The 19,538-nt window shown below is 61.4% G+C and carries 16 protein-coding genes; 2 read left to right on the top strand and 14 right to left on the bottom strand.

The features are described from left to right. Positions 1-231: 231 nt before the first annotated feature. From HX868_RS03005 to HX868_RS03015, 3 genes are all read right to left on the bottom strand, one after another. Complete coding sequence (locus tag HX868_RS03005) at positions 232-1,704, bottom strand: Fic family protein (RefSeq protein WP_177001855.1); 1,473 nt, start codon at positions 1,702-1,704, stop codon at positions 232-234. A 101-nt stretch (positions 1,705-1,805) separates the two neighbouring features. After that, positions 1,806-2,051, bottom strand: a complete 246-nt coding sequence (locus HX868_RS03010) for a DUF2789 domain-containing protein (RefSeq protein WP_177001856.1) — start codon at positions 2,049-2,051, stop codon at positions 1,806-1,808. 33 nt (positions 2,052-2,084) lie between these two features. Further along, entirely contained in the window at positions 2,085-3,689 is a 1,605-nt protein-coding gene (locus tag HX868_RS03015; RefSeq protein WP_177001857.1) for a glycosyltransferase family 39 protein, read from the bottom strand. Between the two features lie 168 nt (positions 3,690-3,857). On the opposite strand from HX868_RS03015, the gene HX868_RS03020 reads away from it, so the two are divergent. After that, positions 3,858-6,026, top strand: a complete 2,169-nt coding sequence (locus tag HX868_RS03020) for a PA5441 family protein (protein ID WP_177001858.1) — start codon at positions 3,858-3,860, stop codon at positions 6,024-6,026. After that, on the top strand, positions 6,023-6,727 hold the full coding sequence (locus HX868_RS03025) for a DUF3142 domain-containing protein (protein WP_177001859.1): 705 nt from the start codon (positions 6,023-6,025) through the stop codon (positions 6,725-6,727). Before HX868_RS03020 ends, HX868_RS03025 begins: the two co-directional genes overlap by 4 nt. 129 nt (positions 6,728-6,856) lie before the next feature. On the opposite strand, the gene HX868_RS03030 is transcribed toward HX868_RS03025, so the two are convergent. From HX868_RS03030 to HX868_RS03080, 11 genes are all read right to left on the bottom strand, one after another. Further along, positions 6,857-9,310, bottom strand: coding sequence for a TonB-dependent siderophore receptor (locus HX868_RS03030; RefSeq protein WP_177001860.1), 2,454 nt, complete (start codon positions 9,308-9,310; stop codon positions 6,857-6,859). Between the two features lie 92 nt (positions 9,311-9,402). Then, positions 9,403-10,353, bottom strand: coding sequence for a FecR domain-containing protein (locus tag HX868_RS03035; RefSeq protein ID WP_177001861.1), 951 nt, complete (start codon positions 10,351-10,353; stop codon positions 9,403-9,405). Beyond that, entirely contained in the window at positions 10,350-10,859 is a 510-nt protein-coding gene (locus HX868_RS03040; protein WP_177001862.1) for a sigma-70 family RNA polymerase sigma factor, read from the bottom strand. Before HX868_RS03040 ends, HX868_RS03035 begins: the two co-directional genes overlap by 4 nt. 74 nt (positions 10,860-10,933) lie before the next feature. Next, a complete protein-coding gene (locus HX868_RS03045) occupies positions 10,934-12,379 on the bottom strand; it encodes an efflux transporter outer membrane subunit (RefSeq protein ID WP_177001863.1) in 1,446 nt (481 codons plus the stop codon). Then, positions 12,376-13,434 (bottom strand): HlyD family secretion protein, encoded by a 1,059-nt coding sequence (locus HX868_RS03050; RefSeq protein ID WP_177001864.1) that lies wholly within the window; start codon positions 13,432-13,434, stop codon positions 12,376-12,378. The genes HX868_RS03045 and HX868_RS03050 overlap by 4 nt, the downstream gene beginning before the upstream one ends. Positions 13,435-13,449: 15 nt before the next feature. Beyond that, positions 13,450-14,985, bottom strand: coding sequence for an MFS transporter (locus tag HX868_RS03055; RefSeq protein ID WP_177001865.1), 1,536 nt, complete (start codon positions 14,983-14,985; stop codon positions 13,450-13,452). Between the two features lie 102 nt (positions 14,986-15,087). Continuing rightward, entirely contained in the window at positions 15,088-16,008 is a 921-nt protein-coding gene (locus HX868_RS03060; RefSeq protein ID WP_033900092.1) for a LysR family transcriptional regulator, read from the bottom strand. Between the two features lie 52 nt (positions 16,009-16,060). Further along, positions 16,061-16,687 carry a TonB family protein gene (locus HX868_RS03065; protein WP_177001866.1) on the bottom strand — a complete coding sequence of 209 codons (627 nt, stop codon included), beginning with the start codon at positions 16,685-16,687 and terminating at the stop codon, positions 16,061-16,063. A 99-nt stretch (positions 16,688-16,786) separates the two neighbouring features. Beyond that, positions 16,787-17,635 carry an ABC transporter permease gene (locus HX868_RS03070; RefSeq protein ID WP_012721565.1) on the bottom strand — a complete coding sequence of 283 codons (849 nt, stop codon included), beginning with the start codon at positions 17,633-17,635 and terminating at the stop codon, positions 16,787-16,789. 11 nt (positions 17,636-17,646) lie between these two features. After that, on the bottom strand, positions 17,647-18,498 hold the full coding sequence (locus HX868_RS03075) for an ABC transporter ATP-binding protein (RefSeq protein WP_016976700.1): 852 nt from the start codon (positions 18,496-18,498) through the stop codon (positions 17,647-17,649). 1 nt (position 18,499) lies between these two features. Beyond that, on the bottom strand, positions 18,500-19,525 hold the full coding sequence (locus tag HX868_RS03080; RefSeq protein WP_177001867.1) for an ABC transporter substrate-binding protein: 1,026 nt from the start codon (positions 19,523-19,525) through the stop codon (positions 18,500-18,502). Positions 19,526-19,538: the final 13 nt, after the last annotated feature.

Consider the following 19,538-nt stretch of genomic DNA (forward strand, 5'->3'; position numbering starts at 1 on the left):
GGATGGGTGGTGGGCAGTTGGGTAAGTAAAGCGGGTTTGGGCGCGGGTGCAGGATTTTCTGACGCTGCAAAATGCCTGCGAGGTTGTCGTCCAGTCGAGATAGAGGCCGACTGGCACTTCGCAATCGCAAGCAGCCAGCTCCCACAGTTCGATCAATTTAGGTTTCAGGACTGCTGTTCGCCTGGGCGTCCAGGCGGTGTTGGATTTCGCCCAACATTTCCAAGCGCCCTATTACTCCCCGATTAACCTCAGGGCCTCTTCCTCGATAAACTCAAACACCTCCTCCGCCACGCTGTACTGAAACTGCTTGCGCCGATGCTTCGAAACCTTGCCCTCGTTATCCAGGCACATCATCACCAGCTTCGACAGATCACTGCCGCGCACGTCATAACGCTGGTTCACGGCCTTGATCACGCGGTCGTAGCGGTCGAGGAATTCGGTTTCTTCACGCAGTTCCACTTCCAAGGCGCGTCGAGCCATTTGCAGGGTGAATTCGACACAACGCGTGGCGTCCCAGTAGCGGTAAATCGAGGGGTGGCCGATGAACTCGAAGGCCATTTCATCGCCATCCAGCCACGTGACGCTCCAGAACTCCCAAGTGGGTTGGGAGAACGCCTTGAGCGCTTCCAGATAGGCCGCCTCTTCGTGTTTCATCGCAACGGAAACAGGCAACAACAGCCCGTTCTCCAGCGCGCCGTAGTGGCAGAGTGTCTGGTGGATCAGGAAGCGGGACAGGCGCCCGTTACCGTCCATGAATGGATGCAGGAACACAAAGCCGAAAGCCGTGACGGCAGCCGCCACCAATGGGTCAACCTCTCTCACAGGCTGGTTGGCGAATGCCATCAACTCTTCCATCAGGTCCCGACAGAGTGCCGGAGCAGGCGGTACATAGCTGACACCCGCTGCGCCACGCAAGCCGTTGTGCAGGTGGTTTTGTTCATGGCGGAATGCGACGGCTTTGTCGAACGGATTGGAAACGGTGCTGTTTTGCAGCTCGACCAAGTAGTCCTCTGTCAGCAGTCGGCCTTCATGAGCCTGGCGTAAGAGTTGGACGAACCGACGGGACTTTTCTTCGCTGGGTTGTTCTTTTTCGATGGCGAACGAATCGCGGGTTTCGTGGAGATAGGCCCACTGGATCGCGCGGTCAATCATTTCTGAAGGCAGGGTTGCCATGAAAGATCTGGCGCGACCCAACACATCAAGCGCCAACAACGTCTCTAACTCAGGCGTTCTCTCCACAGTTGCGCAGTAATGCAGAGAACCCAGGCCATTAAAATCAATTCGCCAACGACTGTTGCGGATGCTTGGGCCAGTCACATAGCGCTCGGGATCAAACAAGGCAACAACACGCCCCCGAACAGGTAGTGCGTAATCAAGCGCGCGCCCGGTAAATCCTTCCCACAAATAACAGGCTTTACGGATAAAGGCGCCATGGGGGGATTCCGCCAAACCGGCCAAAAATGGCTCCGGACCAAGACGTTCAAAAACCTGGGCAAGTATGGCGAGATTCACACCCTCATGCTTGAGTGCAAACAGCACGTGCTCAAACAGGGCATGTTGCGCAGGTGCGACGGTATGCGGAACCGCCAGGCAGTTGCCGATCAAGGTGATTCTGGTCACGGGTTTGATCATCGCGACGCGGTGAGGCGGGATGACCTTTAAATCCAGCGATTCGCAGAGATGAGCATATCCGACTGTCGCCAAGGTGAGCTTCCCCAGAAAAAATTCACTTGAGCGATTAAAACCCAGTTTTTTTTACCTCTCACCATTTTTTTTTACATTATCGTGTTTCAGCAAAGTTTTTTTTACACCTCTCGCCCACCCCGCAACATCAAATTCAACTCATCCACCACCTCAGCCCAATCCGCATCCTCCAGAATCTCCTCGCGTAAAAACGCCTTCTGGCTGTCCGTCCAGAAAAACGCATCCGCCAGTTTCAACTCCGGTTTGAGCGGCGAATGCACCGCCACAAATTTCTCGATACTCACCGGGTCATCCGGCAAACCCAGCTGTTTGAACAATGACGGCAAGCTATGCACGGGCGATTCCATGGCGGGCTCCTGATAAAAAAGTGTCAACCCAGTCTAGCGGCAGCCCTCGGGTTGTGCCGACAGAACGTTGCACAGCACGAACAACCGCGCCCGCGCGCCGCCGCCATCCTGACGACTGAGTTCGCGCCAGCCTTCGGGCAGCGGGGCGAAATCGTCGGGGGCTTCGTTGCTGCTGATCAACCACACGCGGCGGGTCTCGGCGGGCAGTGCCGACAGGTGGTCGAGGTAGATGCGCCCGCCATCCTGGTCCACCAGGGTGCCGAAGCCGTAGGCATTCGGCCGGGTGGGTGTGCCGTCGGGTTTGGGCGGGGTGAAGAGCTGCAACTGGGCGTCGGTCTGGTCGTAATACACATAACTGAGGTACCACATCATGTCGCTGAGGACGATGCGGTCGTCTTCCTGATAGTTGCGGTTGACGAACTCCACCGGCACGTTGAATTGGTCGTGTTCATCTACCGTGAAGTTGTTCTTCAAGCCCACCAGCTCCACGCCGACAAACAGCACGAACAGTGCTGCCCCCAGTAATGAAAACCGTGATGGCAGACGATCGATGGCCATCGCCAGCAGGATCGGCAAACCCAGGGCATACACCGTCAGGTAACGTTCGATAAACACCGGGGAAATAAATGACACCCCGTAGACCAACAGCAGTGGCAACAGGAAAAACAGCGCCAACAGGCTGGCCGGCCGATAGCGCTCACGGTCACGCCAAGCGGTGGCAAACACGACAGCCACCAGTAGCAACGGGAACAGCCAGAACAGCGGCGACCAGAAACCGACACCTTCGTCTTGAAGCACAAACTGCCACATCATCGACGGCAGGGAGAACAGGCTGACCGGCTCTTCCCAGCCAATATCACCGCCCACCTTGAGCTGCTCGACATGCTGCACCAAGTCCAGCAGGTTCGGCAGCCAAGGCAGGTACAGCAGCACAATCGTGGCGTTGGCCACCCACCACGCCGGGCGCGTGATCAGGCGTTGGTCGCGCGGCACCGTGCCACTCAGCACGCCCAGGTAAGCCCAATGCACCAGCACACACAGCGCGGTGAAGTAATGGGTGTAGAAACCGGCCGTCATCAACACGACATACGCCACCAGATACCGCGTGCGCTCAGGTTGGCGTACCCAGTAAACCAGCGCCAGCGTGGCGCCCAGCAGCCACACACCCAGCAGCGAATACATGCGCACTTCCTGGCTGTAGCGCACCGCCGTCGGCAACAGCGCCAGCAGTATCCCTGCCAGCACCGCCGCACGGCGGGTGGACAGTTGCCGCGTCAGCCAGATGCCCAAGCCCACGACGACCACGCCGGGAATGGCACTCATGCCGCGAATCGACCAGATGCTGTCGCCGAAGAGTTCGATCCAGCCGCGCAGCAGGAAAAAATACAACGGCGGGTGTACATCGTGTGCCGCGTGGAACCACAGGTCGCCCAAGGCGTATTCGCTGAGCAGCAGGCTAGAGCCCTCGTCGCCCCAAATCGCCGCCGACGTCAGGTTATAAAAACGCAGGGCCATGGCCAGCGCCAGGATCGGCACCCACCAGAGACGGCTGATCCAGCCGGCACCTTCCCAACTGAAGCGGTTGAGTGCGGGTAACGTCCCGACCTTTTCGTTTTGCTCTACCACAGACCGACGCACCTCGATTCCCCTGATTGCCCAAGCGCAAACACCGCCACTCTAGGACAAAAGACCCAGGCTGGCTGCTGGAATCGGACAAATCAGCAATTTGTGCAGGGCTTCTCCGAAGCAACCTTAGGAACACGCTATTATTGCCCTCCTCCAAGGACTCAGGATCAAGGACACGTCATGCGCATCGGTTTTCTGTCACCCCTGGCACTGGCACTGCTTGCCGGCATCACCCAACAGGCCCAGGCCAGCTCTGACGACTCGTGTTACCCCGATTGGCGCGTCTCGCGTGACAGCCTCGATTCCTGCAGTAACCTGCCCTTCCTCAGCCCCGGCAATGACAGTCGCGTCAACCTGCGCCTGCTGCTGGCGGACAAACAGGCCGAACCGCTTACCCCTAACGCCCTGAGCGAAGATGATCTGTCCCAGGGCTTTGGCCTGGTGCCCTTCCCGGTCTATCGCCTGGCGCCTATCCCCGCGACAAACGATGAGCCCGACAACAAGCCGGACAATTCACGCACTGCCGAACTCGAGACCCTACTCAAGCCCCTGGGCATCCAGCGCGACGAGTACGAGAGCGCAGGCGAAGCGTTCCTGACTGGCGAAGGCAGCCGTTGCCGCAGCAACGATGATGACAGCGCCACGGCCTTCATCAGCCAGGTGATCAAGGCCGACATGCCGGCAGCCGAGCGTGAGTTGTTGGTAAAGGCGCGCTTGCAACTGCTCAAGGCCTGTTCGTGGGAAGGCCAGGTGGTGGACGCCCAGCAGATCCAGTCCAACGACGGCCAACTGTTCCGCACCTACCTGCAAGCCGCCGCCGACTTCTACAGCGGTCGCTTTGGTGACGCTGAGCGCGGTTTCGCCGCCGCCAACGCCAGCCAAGTGCCTTGGCTGAAGGAAACCGCGCTGTATATGACTGCGCGCACGTCTTTGAACCAGGCCCAGGCCGAAGCCTTTGACGAGTACGGCATACCGCAGCTTGAGCATGTGGATAAGTCCGCCCTGAGCCATGCCGAGGAAGGCTTTCTCGGTTACCTGAAAACTTATCCACAGGGCGACTACCTGGCCTCCGCCCGTGGCCTGTTGCGCCGTGTCTATTGGCTGGCCGGTGACAACACCAAGCTCGCCGAGGCCTTCGGCTGGGCAATGACCGAGGCAACGGACGCACAGCGCAATGTGTCGGTGGATGAGCTGGTGGAGGAAGTCGACCTCAAGCTGTTGATGGTCAATAGCGAAACCGTCAGCACGCCGATGATCCAGTTTGTCAGCGACCTGATGGTGATGCGCGGTGGCAACCAGCCCGCCCTCTCCCGCACCGACCTGGAAAAGCAGAAAGCTGCGTTTTCCAGCGCGCCGGAGCTGTATGACTACTTGCTCGCGGTGTCTGCGCTCTATACCGAGCATCAGCCGGACGCTGCGCTGAAACTATTGCCCCAGAACGTGCCGTCGAGCCTGAATTACTTTGCCTTCAGCCAGCAGACCCTGCGCGCGCTGGCGCTGGAAGCCAAGCAAGACTGGAAAGGCGCCGAATCCCTCTGGCTGCAATTGCTGCCGCTGGCAAAATTGCCGCTGCAACGCGACCAGCTGGAATTGGCGCTGGCGATGAACTACGAACGCAGCGGCCAGTTGGCCAAGGTGTTTGCCGCCGATTCGCCGATCAGCGCCAAGCAGGTGCGTTACATCCTGCTGCGCAACGTCGCCGGTCCCGAGTTGCTGCGCCAGCAGATCGCCCAGGCCAGCGATCCGCTGGAACGCCAGACCGCACAATTCGTGCTGCTCTACAAAGACCTGCTGCGCGGTCAGTACGCCACCTTCGCCGACGACCTCAAGCAACTGCCAGCCTCCGCTCCGGATGACAAACTGGGCACCAGCCTGGGCTACGTCTACAGCGCCAGCCAGACCTTGAAATTGTTCCAGTGGAACGGCGACAAAGCCGAGTCCGGCTACGCCTGCCCGAGCATCACGCAAATCGCCGCGACCTTGCAGAGCGATGCCAAACACCCACAGGGCCTGAACTGCCTGGGTGAGTTCATCCTGCGTAACGGCCTGGACGGCATGCCGTTGGAACAGGCACGCGCCGCCGGTAGCCTGGGCAGCAGCGCATCGGACTTCAAGGGTGAAACCTTCTCGCGCCTGGACGGCTACAAACAGGTGATCGGCAACGCCAAGGCCCCCAAGAATGACAAGGCCTACGCCCTGTTCCGCGCCATCAATTGCTACGGGCCGTCGGGCTACAACAGTTGCGGCGGCGTCGATGTGGAGCCTGCGGTGCGCAAGGCCTGGTTCCGCCAGCTGAAAACCAGCTACGCCGATACCCAGTGGGGCAAATCGCTGCAGTACTACTGGTGAAACACCTGTGGCTCGGCTTGCTATTGCTGGCAAGCCCAGCCTTCGGCGCCGTCGACGCCCGCGACTATGACGCCTTCTGGCTGTGGAGCGGCGTATCACCACAGCCGGTGCTCAAGCAGGCGAAAACCCTGTACATCCTCCAGGGCCAGATCAACGCCAAGCGCCGCACGCCCCAGCGCGGCGTGCAGATGATTGCCCAAGGCATCAGCGTGCCGCGCCTTACCGAAGGCGACATCTGGATCGTCTACCGCGCCCACACCCTGCACTGGCCCGAGCAGGTCTACCGCCAACTGTTCGGCCAGGTGCAACGCTGGCGCGATGCAGGCAACCCGGTCATCGGCATTCAGATCGACTTCGACGCCCGCACTCAGTACCTGCATGAATACGCCGACTTCCTGCGCGACCTGCGCCAGCGCCTGCCCGCCGACCTGCGCCTGAGCATCACCGGCTTGATGGACTGGAGCAGCAACGCTGACCCGGCTGCCATCGCTCAACTCAAAGGGGTGGTGGATGAAGTGGTGGTGCAAACGTATCAGGGGCGGCACAGCATCCCGGATTACGCGGCGTATTTGCCACGGATGAACCGGTTGGGGTTGCCGTTCAAGATTGGCTTGATTCAGGGTGGAACGTGGGAGGCACCAAGGTATTTGCAGGGGAACGAGTGGTTTCGGGGGTACGTGGTGTTCTTGCAAAACCCATGAGGGTTCACCATGACCTGTAGGAGCGAGCTAGCTCGCGAAAGACGTCAACGATAACGCAGCGCTATCAGGTAGCCGCGCGTCGTCAATACGTTTTTCGCGAGCAAGCTCGCTCCTACAGTGGGTGGGGAACTACCAATCGTAGGTCAGGCTCGACACCACCGTGCGCCCTTCGCCGTAATAGCAATCCAGGTTACTGGTGCACTGCGATACGTAGGTCTTGTTGGTGAGGTTCTGCACGTTCATCGCCAGTTTCACGCCCTTGAGTTTCAACGGTGATCGGCTCAGGTCGTAGCTCAGGCTGGCGTCGTAAACGCTGTAGGAAGGCACGGTAAAGGCGCCTTCGTAGTAGTCGCCCAGGCTTTGCCGCGCATAACGCACACCCAGGCCGGCGCCGAGACCGGCCAGCGGCGTGTCGCCGAGCACGCTGTAGTTGACCCACAGCGACGCGGTGAGCGGCGAGATGCCGGCCGGGTGCCGACCTTCGCGACCGTCGTTGTCCTTGGTGTATTTGATGTCGTTGCGTGAAGCCGACGCGACGATGTCCCAAGCATCGCTGAGGACGGCCTTGGCTTCCAATTCCACACCGCGTGAGCGCATGGCGCCGCTTTGGGTGCTGAAGGTGGTGTCGACAGGGTTGGTGGTGAGTACATTTTCCTGGTCCAGCTGATAGACCGAGACCTGTACGAAACTCTTCTGGCCAGGCGGCTGGTACTTCACGCCGACTTCATATTGGTTACCAGTGGACGGCTCGAATGGCTTCTGGTTGGCGTCGGTGCCGGCCAGCGGCAGGAAGGACTCCGTATAGCTGACAAACGGCGCCACGCCGTTATCGAACAGGTACACCAGGCCCGCACGCCCCGTGAATGCCTGATCTTTGCTGGCAAAGCGGGTGTCGGTCAGGGGTTCCTTGTTCACTACATTGGCCCAGTCGTAGCGCCCGCCCAGCACCAACGCCCATTTATCCCACTTGATCTGGTCCTGCACGTACAGGCCGGTCTGGGTGATGGTGCGGTCCCAGCGGTATGGCTGGCCAAAATTCAGGCGCTGGCCGTAGACCGGCTTGAACAGGTCGATGATCGGCGGGTTGCGGTCGTACAAGCCGTGGAACTGTGAGTTGGAGTGGTAGTAATCCAAGCCGAAGATCATCGTGTGAGCGAACGCACCGGTATCAAATTCCGCCTGGGCGATGCTGTCCACGCCAAACACTTTATTGTTTTGCGCCCAGTCCACACCGAAGCGTTGCAGGTAGCGTTGATCCTGTACGCCAGTGGCCGGGTTGGCGACGAAACGGTAGCCGTGCAACGGCGCGGTGTAGCGGTCATCGACCTCGGCATAACGTGCGTTCTGCTTGAGGGTCCAGGTGTCATTCAGGCGGTGGGAAATCTCGTAGCCCAGTGCGTATTGCTCGCGGTTGTACTGGTTGACGCCAGGCTCGCCGATGAACAGGTCGCGCTTGATCTTGCCATTGGGGTTGGCCCACAGCGTGCCGGACGCCGGCAAACCCTGGGCTTCGGGTACGCCTTTGTCTTTCTGGTACTGCGCGAACACCGTCACGCTGGTGTCATCGTTCGGCCGCCAGGTGAGGCTCGGCGCGATGAACTGGCGCTTGTTTTCGACGTAGTTGATTTCGTCCTGGCCGTCATTGGCCAGGCCGGTCAGGCGATACAGAAATTGCCCTTGCTCGTCCAGCGGACCGCTCAGGTCGATGGCCGCGCTTTTGTGCTCGTAGGTGCCCGCTTCCAGCACCACTTGGTGGATCGGTGTTTCGCTGGGACGCTTGCTGACCATGTTGACGATGCCGCCGGGCTGGTTCTGCCCGTACAGCACGGAGGCCGGGCCCTTGAGCACTTCGATGCGTTCCAGGGAATACGGCTCGATCTGCAACGCGCCGCCGGTGCTGCCGCCGCCATAAGGCAAGTGCAGACCGTCGAGGTACAGGGGCGTAGGCGAGAAGCCGCGAGAGGTCGGCTCATCGAACAACTTCACCCGATCGGCGAAACCACCCGCGCTCATGCCCGGGGTGTAGAGCAACGCCTGGGTCACACTTTGGGCCCCACGTGCCTTGATCTCGGCGGCGGTGATCACGTTGATGGTCTGGGGAATTTCCACCAGTGCCGAATCGGTCTTGCTGCCCGATGCACTGCGCGTGGCGACAATACCGTCCACCGGGCCCCAGGCATTTTCCTGGGCTTGCTCGCCGCTGATCTGCGTAGCGCCAAGTTGTAGCGGCCCGCCATTGGAAACCGCCTGCAACGACCAACCGCCCTGGGATTGCATCGCCATTAGGCCGCTGCCCGCCAGCAGCCGCTCCAGACCCGACCCGACGCCATAGCGCCCTTGCAGGCCCGCACTGCGCTTGCCTTCGGTCAGCGCGGCATCAACCGACAGCAAAATGCCCGACGCGCTGGCAAAGCGGTTCAGTGCCTGGTCGAGGCTGCCGGCCGGGATGTTGTAGCTGCGCAGCGCCTCGGTACTTTCTTCGGCATGGACCTGCGTCGGCACCATCGGCACCGTCGCCAGCAGGCTGACAAACACGCCACGGCGCAGGGCGCGGGCCAAGGGTTGGATTGGGTGGTGCGGCATTGCAGGACTCCCCGTGAGATCGCTTCTTGATTGGCTTTCAAGAGGTATCCCGAACGGGATGCAAAAACCGACAAGCGCAGGTGAAAAAATTTTCAGGCCCGTGCCTTAACCGTCACCCAGTAGCGCGTGACCTCTTGCACCTGTACCGGCAACGAGCGCTCCAGCGCGGCGAGGATGGCGTCGGTATCGTTCAGCGGAAACACGCCCGTCAACAGCAGCCCCGCCACCGCCTGATCACACCGCAGCAGCCCCGGACGGTAACGACTCAGTTGCGCCACGAACTCGCCCAACGGCTGGCGCTCGGCGATCAGGCGGTGTTCGGTCCAACTGCTGGTATTGGCGCTCACCGCTGCCAACGCCGAGCTTTGGCGTTGGTTGAACCACAGGCTGTCACCGGCGTTCATCTGCACGGCTGCGCCGTGTAACGGCGTCACGCGAACGCGGCCTTCGTACAGGTCGACACGGCTGCCATCGACCAGTTCACGCACCGCAAAACGGGTGCCCAGCGCCTGCACGTCACCGGCTGGGGTTTCGACGATCAAAGGGCGAACGGGGTCGTGGCCGCTGGTCAGCAGGATCTCGCCGCGGATCAGGCGGATACGCCGCTCGCTGGCGCTGAAATGCAGGTCGACCGCGCTGTCGCTGTTGAGGTCCAGGCGCGTGCCATCGCTGAGGGTAACGTGGTGAATCTCGCCGGTGCGGGTGCGGTATTCGGCGAAGGCGGCGTGCCAAGGTTCGCTGCGTTGCACCAGGTAGCCGCTGCCACCGGCCACCAACAGCACGCCGAGCAGCTTGAGCGCAGCGCGGCGCTGTGTGTCCGGCGTGTCGCGCAACACCGCACGAGCGCTGTCGGCGGGCACGCTGCCGAGGGTTTGCTGCAACTGCTGCAAACGCTGCCAGGCACGGCGATGCTCCGGGTCGGCAGCCTGCCAGCGGGTAAACGCCTGGCGTTGTTCGCCTTGCAGGTCGCCGCCCCATTGCAGCATCAGCCATTCGCTGGCCTGTTCGACAATCGCCGGGGCGATGGGTGCGTCGTGTCTCATTCGGCGTAGGCCACTTGGTAGCAGGCGACGATGGCGCGGGTCATGTACTTCTGCACCGAGCTGACGGAAACGCCCAAGCGCTCCGCGACCTGTCCATAACTCAGGCCTTCGAACTGCGACAGCAAAAACGCCTGGCGTACGTTATCGGGCATGCGGTCGAGCATGGCGTCGATCTGCATCAGGGTTTCTAGGATCAGCGCGCGGGTTTCCAGGGAAGGCGATTCCGGCTCGGGCAAATGCGCGATGCTTTCCAGGTAGGCGCGCTCGATACGCAGGCGCCGCCATTGGTCGATCACCAGGTTGCGGGCAATCTGCGCCAGGTAGCTGCGGCTTTCCTTATCGCCGGGAAAACGCCCGGACACCAGCAGGCGCAGGAAGGTGTCCTGCGCCACGTCAGCCGCATGCTCACGGTCGCCCAGGCGCTTGCGCAGCCAGCCTTGCAGCCAGCCGTGATGGTCGCGGTACAGGAGGTGAAGCTGTTGCTGGCCGTCAGTCGCGCTGTCCATGAAAAAGCTCAGATACACTATTGAGAGCAATTATCATTACAGTTTATTTGGCGACTGACAAAAACTCTTTGTACTTAGCGCCCGGCGGTTTGCAGCGGGTACACCGATTCCCAGCCTCCGCCCAACGCTTTGTACAGGCCAACCATCGCCAACGACACGCCGGTCGAGCTTTCCACCCACTGCTCTTGCGTAGCCAGCAATGCGCTTTGCACGGTGAGCACGTTGACGAAATCCACCACGCCTTCAACGTACTGCTGCTGCGCGGTGCGCAGGGCAATCTGGTTCTGACGCACGGCTTCGGCGAGGCTGTCACGACGCAGCTGGCTGGCGTTGTAGCGGGTCAGTTGGTCATCGATTTCATGCCAGGCCCGCAGCACGGTTTGCTGGTACGCCAGCGCTGCTTCCTGTTGCTGGGCTTCGCGCAGATTCAACATGCCTTGTAACCGTCCGCCGTTGAACAACGGCAAGCTGAATTGCGGGCCGAACGCAAACGCGCGGGAACCCCAGGAACCGAAATCCGAGAGCTGCATGGCCTGGGAGCCAAGGCTGCCGGACAAAGTGATGCGTGGGTAGAAATCGCCCTTGGCCACACCGATGCTCGCAGTGGCGGCGTGCAAACGCGCCTCGGCCTGGCGGATATCCGGACGACGCTTAGCCAGCTCCGAAGGCAGGCCAATCGCGACTTGACGCTGGGTTTGCGGCACGGCGGCGTCTTTGGACAACTGCGCGTGCAAGGCTTGCGGCGGCTCGCCCATCAACAGACTGAGGGCGTTGATGAGTTGGTCTTGGCGCTGTTGCAGATCGGGCAGGCGCGCTTCGATGGCGGCGACTTGAGCGGCAGCTTCCGCCACGTCCAGGTCCGTGGCCACACCGTCAGCCAGGCGCAACTGCGACAGTTTGAGGCTGTGGCGAGCGACATCGAGGTTCTGCTCGGTAACGGCGCGGGTGTTCTGCACGCCGCGCAGTTGGATATAGTCCTGGGCGGTCTCGGCGAGTACCGACAACAGCACGGCGCGCCGATCGTTTTCGGCCACTTGTAGGGTGGCGTCGGCGGCTTCGGTTTCGCGTTTAACGCGGCCCCAGAAATCCAGCTCCCAGGAGGCCGAGAAGCCCATGTCCCACTGGTTGAACGCCGAACGGCCATTGTTGCCGGACGGGTCGCTCAAACCTTTGCCGCTGTTGCGTTGGCGCAGGTAATCACCGTTGGCATTGACGTTCGGATAACGCTCGGCGGTGGTCACCTGACGCACGGCGCGGCTTTGTTGCAGGCGGCTGCTGGCCAGTTTCAGGTCGAGGTTATCGGTGAGCGCGCGGCGTGTAAGCGCCGAGAGTTGTGCGTCCTGGAACACATCCCACCAGCGTTCCTGCAATGGGTCGCTGACCGCACGGCTGGCGGCCAAGCGGCCCTGGGGTTCGCTCCATTGGGTCACTTGCGGGCTCTGGGGCGTGTGAAAGTCCGGGCCGACCGTGCAGGCGCTCAGGCTGATGAGACTCAAGGTGAGCCAGGCAACTCGCTTCATTGCTGGGCCACCTCATGCTGCTGCGCGGCCGGCGAGGTGTCGACGCTGGCTTCCACCGACATGCCAACCCGCAGGCGCTCGATGTGCGCCTGATTGGGTTCAAGGACGATCTTCACCGGAATGCGCTGCACCACCTTGGTGAAGTTGCCGGTGGCGTTGTCCGGCTTGACCGAGGCAAACGTCACGCCCGTCGCGGGCGCGAGGCTCTCCAGATGACCGTTGAGCAATTCACCGTCGAGGCTGTCGACACGCACCTGCACGGCTTGGCCAGCATGCATATGGGAGAGCTGGGTTTCCTGGAAGTTGGCCACCACGTAGGCCTCTTCCAACGGCACGACCGCGAGGATCTTGCTGCCCGGCGTCACATAGGCGCCGACCCGCACCGCACGCTCGCCGACCATGCCGTCCACCGGCGCGACGATGCGCGTGTACGACAGTTGAAAACTGGCCAGTTCCAACGCAGCTTGGGCACGTTTGAGCCCACCCTCGGCGGCATCGCGCTGGGCGGTGAGGATTTCCACTTGCTTGCGTTCCGCCGCCAGCACGGCTGTGGCATTCGCCAGGCGCGCGGTGGCCTGGTCGATACGGGTCTTGGCTTGCTGAGCGTTCTGCACGGTGCCGGCGCCGACTCCGGCGAGGTGGTTGTAGCGGTTCAACTCGTGCTCGGCGAAGGCCATTTCGGCGCGATCTGCCGCGACGGTGGCCTGGGCCTGGGCGATGACCGAACTTTGCCGCTCCAGGGTCGCCGTGGCGTTTTTCAGTTGGGCCTGGGCCACCAAGGTATCGGCGTCGGCAGCCTGGGCGGCGGCGCGAAAATCGCGGTCGTCGATCAGCGCCAGCAGTTGCCCGGCCTTGACGCGCTGGTTGTCTTCCACCAGCACTTCCTTGATAAAGCCCGCCACACGCGGCGCTACCAGGGTGAAGTCAGCGGCGACGAAGGCGTCGTTGGTGGTCTGGCGTTTGCTGCCCAGCACGCCCGGCGCGATCAGGTACACCAGCATGCCGACGGCAAATACGGCGATGACGGAGACGGCTATTTTGTCTTTACGTTTCATGAACAGTCCTTTCTATCAGGTCGGTGCGCGAGGCGGAAAAATCCGCGTGGGCATCCAGAAAATCAGCAGGATCAACGCCACCGCGACCGCAGCCATGACGTAATACAGATCCGAAGAAGTCAGCACCACGGCCTGCTCGTGCAGGCGGTGCGCCAGGCCTGGCGCGTCGCCGTCGACCAAAGGGGAGTTGCCCAGGCGATCCACCAACATGGTCGAGTGGAAGTGCAGGCGTTGGGTGGTCAAGGTATCGAGCACGCCGGTAGCAATCACGGCGGCCAGGCCCTTGATGGTGTTGAACCAGGCGGAGGCGAATGGGCCGTCCATGGGCTGGATGCTGCCGGTGGAGAGCATCAGCAGCGGCAACACGGCCATCGGTTGTCCGAAAATCTGCAGCAGGTACAAGCCATAGAAATCGTCGCGAATCCACTCTGAGGTCAGGTGCGCGCTGCCTACGCAGCACAACACCAGCATACCCAGGCCGATCCCCAGCACCCAGCGGCAATCGACCCACCGCAGGTTGCACAGCGCCGCCACCAGCGGCAGCGCGATCAACTGTGGGATCGCCATCAGCAGCATCACCGGCGCGGTTTGCAGCGGCCGGTAACCCTGGACCTGGGCGAGGAAGCTCGACGGGATGATGATCACCGAGGTCAGCACCATCAGCACACCCGCCAGCACAATCAACGCGAACGACAGGTTGCGCAGGCCGAGCATCTGCAGGTTGAAGAACGGGATCGGCTGCGACCATTCATTCACCATGAACAGCACCAGCAATAGGCTGCCGCCACACAGCAGGAAGGTGATCAGGCCCGACTCGAACCAGTCCAGCCGGTTGCCTTGCAGGATGCCGATGACCAGCATGCAGATCGCCGGGAAGCCCAGCAGCAAGCCACGCCAGTTGAACTGCTTGAAGCGCTCCAGGCGCAGCGGGTCCTGCGGCAGCCCGTAGGCCACGGCGACCATGGCCAGCAGGCACGGCGCGACGATCTGCCAGAACGCCCACTGCCAGCCGACATACTCGGTCCACAGCGCCGCCAGGGGCGTGCCTAGGCTCGGGCCGAAGGTGGCCGTGAGCGCGTAGCCGGCCAGGCCGTACAGCTTGACGTTGGCCGGCAGGAAACGCAGGGCCACGGTCATCAGCATCGGCGGCAGCGCACCACCGGCCAGGCCTTGCACGGTGCGCAGCACCAACAGGCTTTCGTAGTTCGGCGCAAACGGACACAGGATGCCGAGCACAGTGAACAGTCCGATGGCGCACAGCGTGAAGCGACGTAGCGAAAAGGTCACCGAACACCAGGGCGCAAACGCCATGGCCGCCACGGAAGTCGCGGTGTAAGCCGCGACCAGCCAAGTGCCTTCGTCAAAGCCAATGTACAGCGCACCACGGATATCCGCGAGGGCCACCTTGGTGACCATCTCATTGAGGCCGGAGACCAGCACCGCCAGCAACACGCCGACCAACCCGATGATGATGCGCGGGCCGAATACGGGTGGGGTCATGGCAGTGGGTTTGGCTGCGGCCGCAAGGGTGGGGGCAGCGAGGGAGGTCATGAACAGGTAACTCGGAATGTTAAATACCCGAGCAGTTTAATCAGGCACACACATGACAAAAAGTTACTTGTTGGCAGGATATAAGTGCATCAGACGCAACGATCAGACGGGCTGCGCTTCGAGCCACGTAGCGTGGCAACTCTCGCGCATGGTCTCGCGCAGCCATTTATGGGCAGGGTCTTTGTCGAATCGCGGGTGCCAGGACTGGGCCAAGACCAGCGTCGGCAGGGAGATCGGTAACGCGAACGACCGCAGGGGCAGCTTCAGGCGATTGGCGCTCAACAGCGCTTCCTTGGGCACCGGCAGCAGCAGGTCGGAATCGGGCAGCATGAACATCGCGCCGTGAAAACCGGGGGCGATCATCGCCACGCGGCGTTCAAGGCCCTGGGCATTCAACGCGGTGTCGATCGGCCCACGGGCAATGCCGCGCCGCGAGATGCTGATGTGGGAATAGCTGGCAAAACGTGCGGCGGTGATTTCTTCGTCGAACAACGGATGATCTTCCCGCGCCAAGCCGACGAAGGTGGTGGAGAACAGGTTCTGCACCTTCACTTCGGGGGTGACCGGCATTGTGTTGCTCACGCGCAAATCCAACCGGCCTTCACGCAGGGCTTCGTCGTCGGTGTCGCCCTCGGGCACGAAGCACAGCTCGCACAATGGCGCCATGCGCTCCATGGTGTCGAACAGGCGACCGCCGTACACGCCGATGAAAAAGTCATTGGCGCGCACGCTGAAGCGACGGCGCAATGTACTCAAATCCACTTGGTCCGCCGAACGGAACAGCAGCGCCGCCTGTTCCACCACGTTGCGCACCTGGCCTTGCAACTGCAAGGCTTTGGGCGTCGGCACCAGTCCGCGACCGGCGCGCACCAGGATCGGGTCGCCGACGGCTTCGCGGATACGCGTAAGAGTGCGGCTCATGGCCGCCGGGCTGAGGTTCATGCGGCGCGCGGCGCCAACCACACTGCCCTCGTCGAGCAACGCGTCGAGGGCGACCAGCAGGTTCATGTCCGGTAGTTGCATGCCAAGCACTCGTGACCCATGGAGAGTGAACTGGGCGCAATCGTAGCAGGCTTTACAGGTAACGCTTCAAATTGCGCGGCAGGTAATCCGCGTAGGCGGCCTTGGGATGAGCCTGGCATTTGCGCACGATGTCCGGCAGGGAGTTTTCCAGTTCGTCGGCGCGCGTCAGGCCTTCGTTGTAATCGCTTTTGCCGCTCAACGCCGGGAACATCACCGCCACCCGGGTAATGGCAAAGCTCTTCATCGCAATCAACGGCCGGGTGGGATGCTCACGACGGAACTGGCTGACTTCTTCCGTCAGTGCACTGCAGGATTGGTAGGTGGTTTGGGTGAAGGTCAGTTGAGTCGTTTCTTTCTTCGGTGGTTCGGGCGTGAAAATCATATCGTTCTGCGCGTCGAGCACCGCCGGCCGATCGGCACTGACCGTCCAAGGTTTGAAGCGCCAGAGTGTAGCCGCAGCCACGGCAGCCTCACCAAACGCCGGCTTGGTGGCGCTGAGCGCTTTGACATCGCTGACCGTACCGTCGTTGTGAATATTCAAGCTGATGCGTGCATGCCCTTGGCTGAAGGTCAGGTGACTGGGATAAAGCGGCTTGGGCATGCTGACCACCTCGGGCACAAACTCCGCGAAGACCGAGGTCGACAATAACAAGGCTGCTGCCAAGACAAAAAACCGCATCGTCGTAAATCCTTTTACCGGGTACGCCTGACGCCAGGGTGGCGTCAGATTCGGTCGGCATTATCGGGCTCACGTCGGGCAAAGAGCAATCATTCCTGTTTAGCGCTGCATCCCCCAACGCTTCACGGTCAGGCGCTCAAAGGTGTCAAATACCAGGTTTTCCACGAGCAGTCCGATCAGGATCACCACCGCCAATCCGGCAAACACCTTGTCGGTGTACAGCTCGTTGCGGTTCTGGAAGATGTACCACCCCAGGCCGCCCTTGCCGCTGGTGGCCCCAAACACCAACTCGGCGGCGATCAACGTGCGCCAGGCAAATGCCCAGCCGATCTTGAGGCCTGCGAGGATCGACGGCAGTGCCGCCGGGATCAGGATGAACAGCACAAAACGCATGCCCTTGAGGCCATAGTTGCGCCCGGCCATGCGCAGGGTTTCAGACACGCCGAGAAACCCGGAATAGGTGTTGAGCGCCAGCGCCCACAACACCGAGTGCACCAGCACAAAGATCAGGCTGTTCTGCCCCAGGCCAAACCACAGCAGCGCCAGTGGCAGTAGCGCAATGGCCGGCAGCGGGTTGAACATCGACGTCAGGGTGCTCAGCAGATCGCGGCCCAGTTGGGTCGACACCGCCAAGGTGGTCAGGGCGAACGCCAGCACGATGCCGATCAGGTAACCCTTGATCAGCACCACCAGCGAAATGCTGACCTTGCTCAACAATTCGCCGCTGAGCAGGCCGTCGTACAGCGCGTGAAAGGTTTGCAGGAAGCTCGGCAACAACAGGTCGTTGTTCTGGTAGCGTGCAACGGCTTCCCAGAGAATCGCGAGCACGATCAGGATCAGGCCCTTGCGCAGCCAGCCTTGTTGCCACAGGCGCTGACGTAGGGGCAGTTCGCGCTCCACAGGGACGCTGAGCAGCGGTTCTAGGGTAATTTCATATTCCTGGCGCATGGATGTTCCCCTTAATACGCGATGCGGATGTCAGCGAAACCCAACTCACGCTCGGCCTCGGGCGCCTCATCGAACAGCAAGCGATGAATGCGCCGCGCCGAGGCCTGGAATTCCACGCCGCCGAGGCTGTGCAGGTCGTATTGATGGCTGTGGATTTCGGCGCGCACGCGACCCGGATGGGGCGACAGCAACAGGATGCGATTGCCCACCACCAGCGCCTCCTCGATGGAGTGGGTCACGAACAACAGGGTGAAGCGCACCTCTTCCCAGAGCAGCAGCAATTCTTCCTGCATCTTGCGCCGGGTCAGCGCGTCGAGGGCGGCGAAGGGTTCGTCCATCAGCAGGATTTTCGGCTGCATGGCCAAAGCACGGGCGATGGCGACACGGGCTTTCATCCCCCCGGACAGGGTGTGTGGGTAAGCGTCGGCAAAGGCGGTGAGCCCGACTTTGTCGAGGTAGTGCAGCGCGCGCTCTTCAGCTTCGGCGCGCTTCAAGGTTTTCGAGGCCAGCAGCGGAAACATCACGTTCTGTTTGACGGTTTTCCACGGTGGCAGCTGGTCGAATTCCTGGAACACCACGATGCGGTCCGGGCCCGGTTGTTCGACCTTTTGCCCCAACAGGCGGATCTCGCCTTCGCAGGGCTTGATAAACCCGGCGATGGACTTGAGCAACGTGGATTTGCCGCAGCCCGACGGGCCGAGCAGCACGTAGCGGTCAGCCGGGTCGATCTCGAAACTGACCTGGTGGGTGGCCCGCACCACGCGCTCCGGGGTGCGGTATTCCAGGCTGACGTGATCCACCGCCAGCAACGGGGCAGTGGTATGCAGGTTGCTAGCCGTGTGGCCTTGCAAGGGCGCGTTCATCTCAACTTCCTTGCAGGGGCTTGGCGTCCTGGAAGAAGTAGTCCTTCCACGATTCAGGCTTGTGCTTGATGGCGCCGACGCGGTAGAGGAATTCCGCCAGCGGGTAGGTGTTTTTCGGCGTGACGCTGAATTCGAATTGCGGGTTGTCGATGATTTTCAGCAGCTCGGCGCGGTCGATCTTGGCCTTGGTCACACGGATGTAGGTATCGGCCGCCGCGCCTTTGTCGTTCTGGGCGAACTGCGCGGCTTCGCTCAACGCTTCCACGAACGCCTTGTAGGTTTTCGGGTTGTCGTTGCGGAATTTCTCAGTGGCGAACAGCACAGTCGGCGAGTTCGGGCCGAGCAGGTCGTAGGTGTTCAGCACCACATGCACGTTCGGATTGGCCAGGGCCTGGTCCTGGAACGGTGGGTTGGAAAAATGCCCGGTCAGCTCGGTGCCGCCGGCGATCAATGCTGCGGTGGCGTCAGGGTGAGGAACGGCGACGGTGTACTTGTCGAGGCGGTTGAATTCCTTATCGCCCCACTGTTTGGCAGCGGCATATTGCAGGAAGCGCGACTGCACCGACACGCCCACCGCCGGCACGGCAATGCGGTCCTTCTCGGTGAAGTCGGCGATGGTCTTGACCTTGGGATTGTTGCTCACCAGGTAGTAAGGGAAGTTACCGAGGGACGCGACGGCCTTGACGTTCTGCTTGCCGTGAGTGCGATCCCAGATAGTCAGCAGCGGGCCGACACCGGCACCGGCAATGTCAATGGAACCGGAGAGCAGCGCGTCATTGACGGCGGCGCCGCCGGAGAGCTGGGTCCAATCGACCTTGATGTCGATGCCTTCCTGCTTGCCGTATTTTTCGATCAGGTTCTGGTCGCGCACTACGTTGAGCAACAGGTAAACAATGCCGAACTGTTCGGCGATACGGATCTCACCTTCGGCCTGCGCGGCCGAAGGTGCAACCAGGCTACCGGCCAACAGGCTGATACCCAGGCCGACAGTCGCGGCCAGTCGTGCGAATGGAATGTTCCTGGACATGGTCATGCTCCGA

The organism is Pseudomonas reactans (assembly GCF_013385825.1).
GTDB classification, from domain to species: Bacteria; Pseudomonadota; Gammaproteobacteria; order Pseudomonadales; family Pseudomonadaceae; genus Aquipseudomonas; species Aquipseudomonas reactans.

Bases quoted from the DNA above. Each gene is read 5' to 3' on its own strand.
- HX868_RS03010 (WP_177001856.1), bottom strand. From the start codon at position 2,051: ATGGAATCGCCCGTGCATAGCTTGCCGTCATTGTTCAAACAGCTGGGT.
- HX868_RS03020 (WP_177001858.1), top strand. From the start codon at position 3,858: ATGCGCATCGGTTTTCTGTCACCCCTGGCACTGGCACTGCTTGCCGGC.
- HX868_RS03030 (WP_177001860.1), bottom strand. From the start codon at position 9,310: ATGCCGCACCACCCAATCCAACCCTTGGCCCGCGCCCTGCGCCGTGGC.
- HX868_RS03035 (WP_177001861.1), bottom strand. From the start codon at position 10,353: ATGAGACACGACGCACCCATCGCCCCGGCGATTGTCGAACAGGCCAGC.
- HX868_RS03040 (WP_177001862.1), bottom strand. From the start codon at position 10,859: ATGGACAGCGCGACTGACGGCCAGCAACAGCTTCACCTCCTGTACCGC.
- HX868_RS03045 (WP_177001863.1), bottom strand. From the start codon at position 12,379: ATGAAGCGAGTTGCCTGGCTCACCTTGAGTCTCATCAGCCTGAGCGCC.
- HX868_RS03050 (WP_177001864.1), bottom strand. From the start codon at position 13,434: ATGAAACGTAAAGACAAAATAGCCGTCTCCGTCATCGCCGTATTTGCC.
- HX868_RS03055 (WP_177001865.1), bottom strand. From the start codon at position 14,985: ATGACCTCCCTCGCTGCCCCCACCCTTGCGGCCGCAGCCAAACCCACT.
- HX868_RS03060 (WP_033900092.1), bottom strand. From the start codon at position 16,008: ATGCAACTACCGGACATGAACCTGCTGGTCGCCCTCGACGCGTTGCTC.
- HX868_RS03065 (WP_177001866.1), bottom strand. From the start codon at position 16,687: ATGCGGTTTTTTGTCTTGGCAGCAGCCTTGTTATTGTCGACCTCGGTC.
- HX868_RS03070 (WP_012721565.1), bottom strand. From the start codon at position 17,635: ATGCGCCAGGAATATGAAATTACCCTAGAACCGCTGCTCAGCGTCCCT.
- HX868_RS03075 (WP_016976700.1), bottom strand. From the start codon at position 18,498: ATGAACGCGCCCTTGCAAGGCCACACGGCTAGCAACCTGCATACCACT.
- HX868_RS03080 (WP_177001867.1), bottom strand. From the start codon at position 19,525: ATGTCCAGGAACATTCCATTCGCACGACTGGCCGCGACTGTCGGCCTG.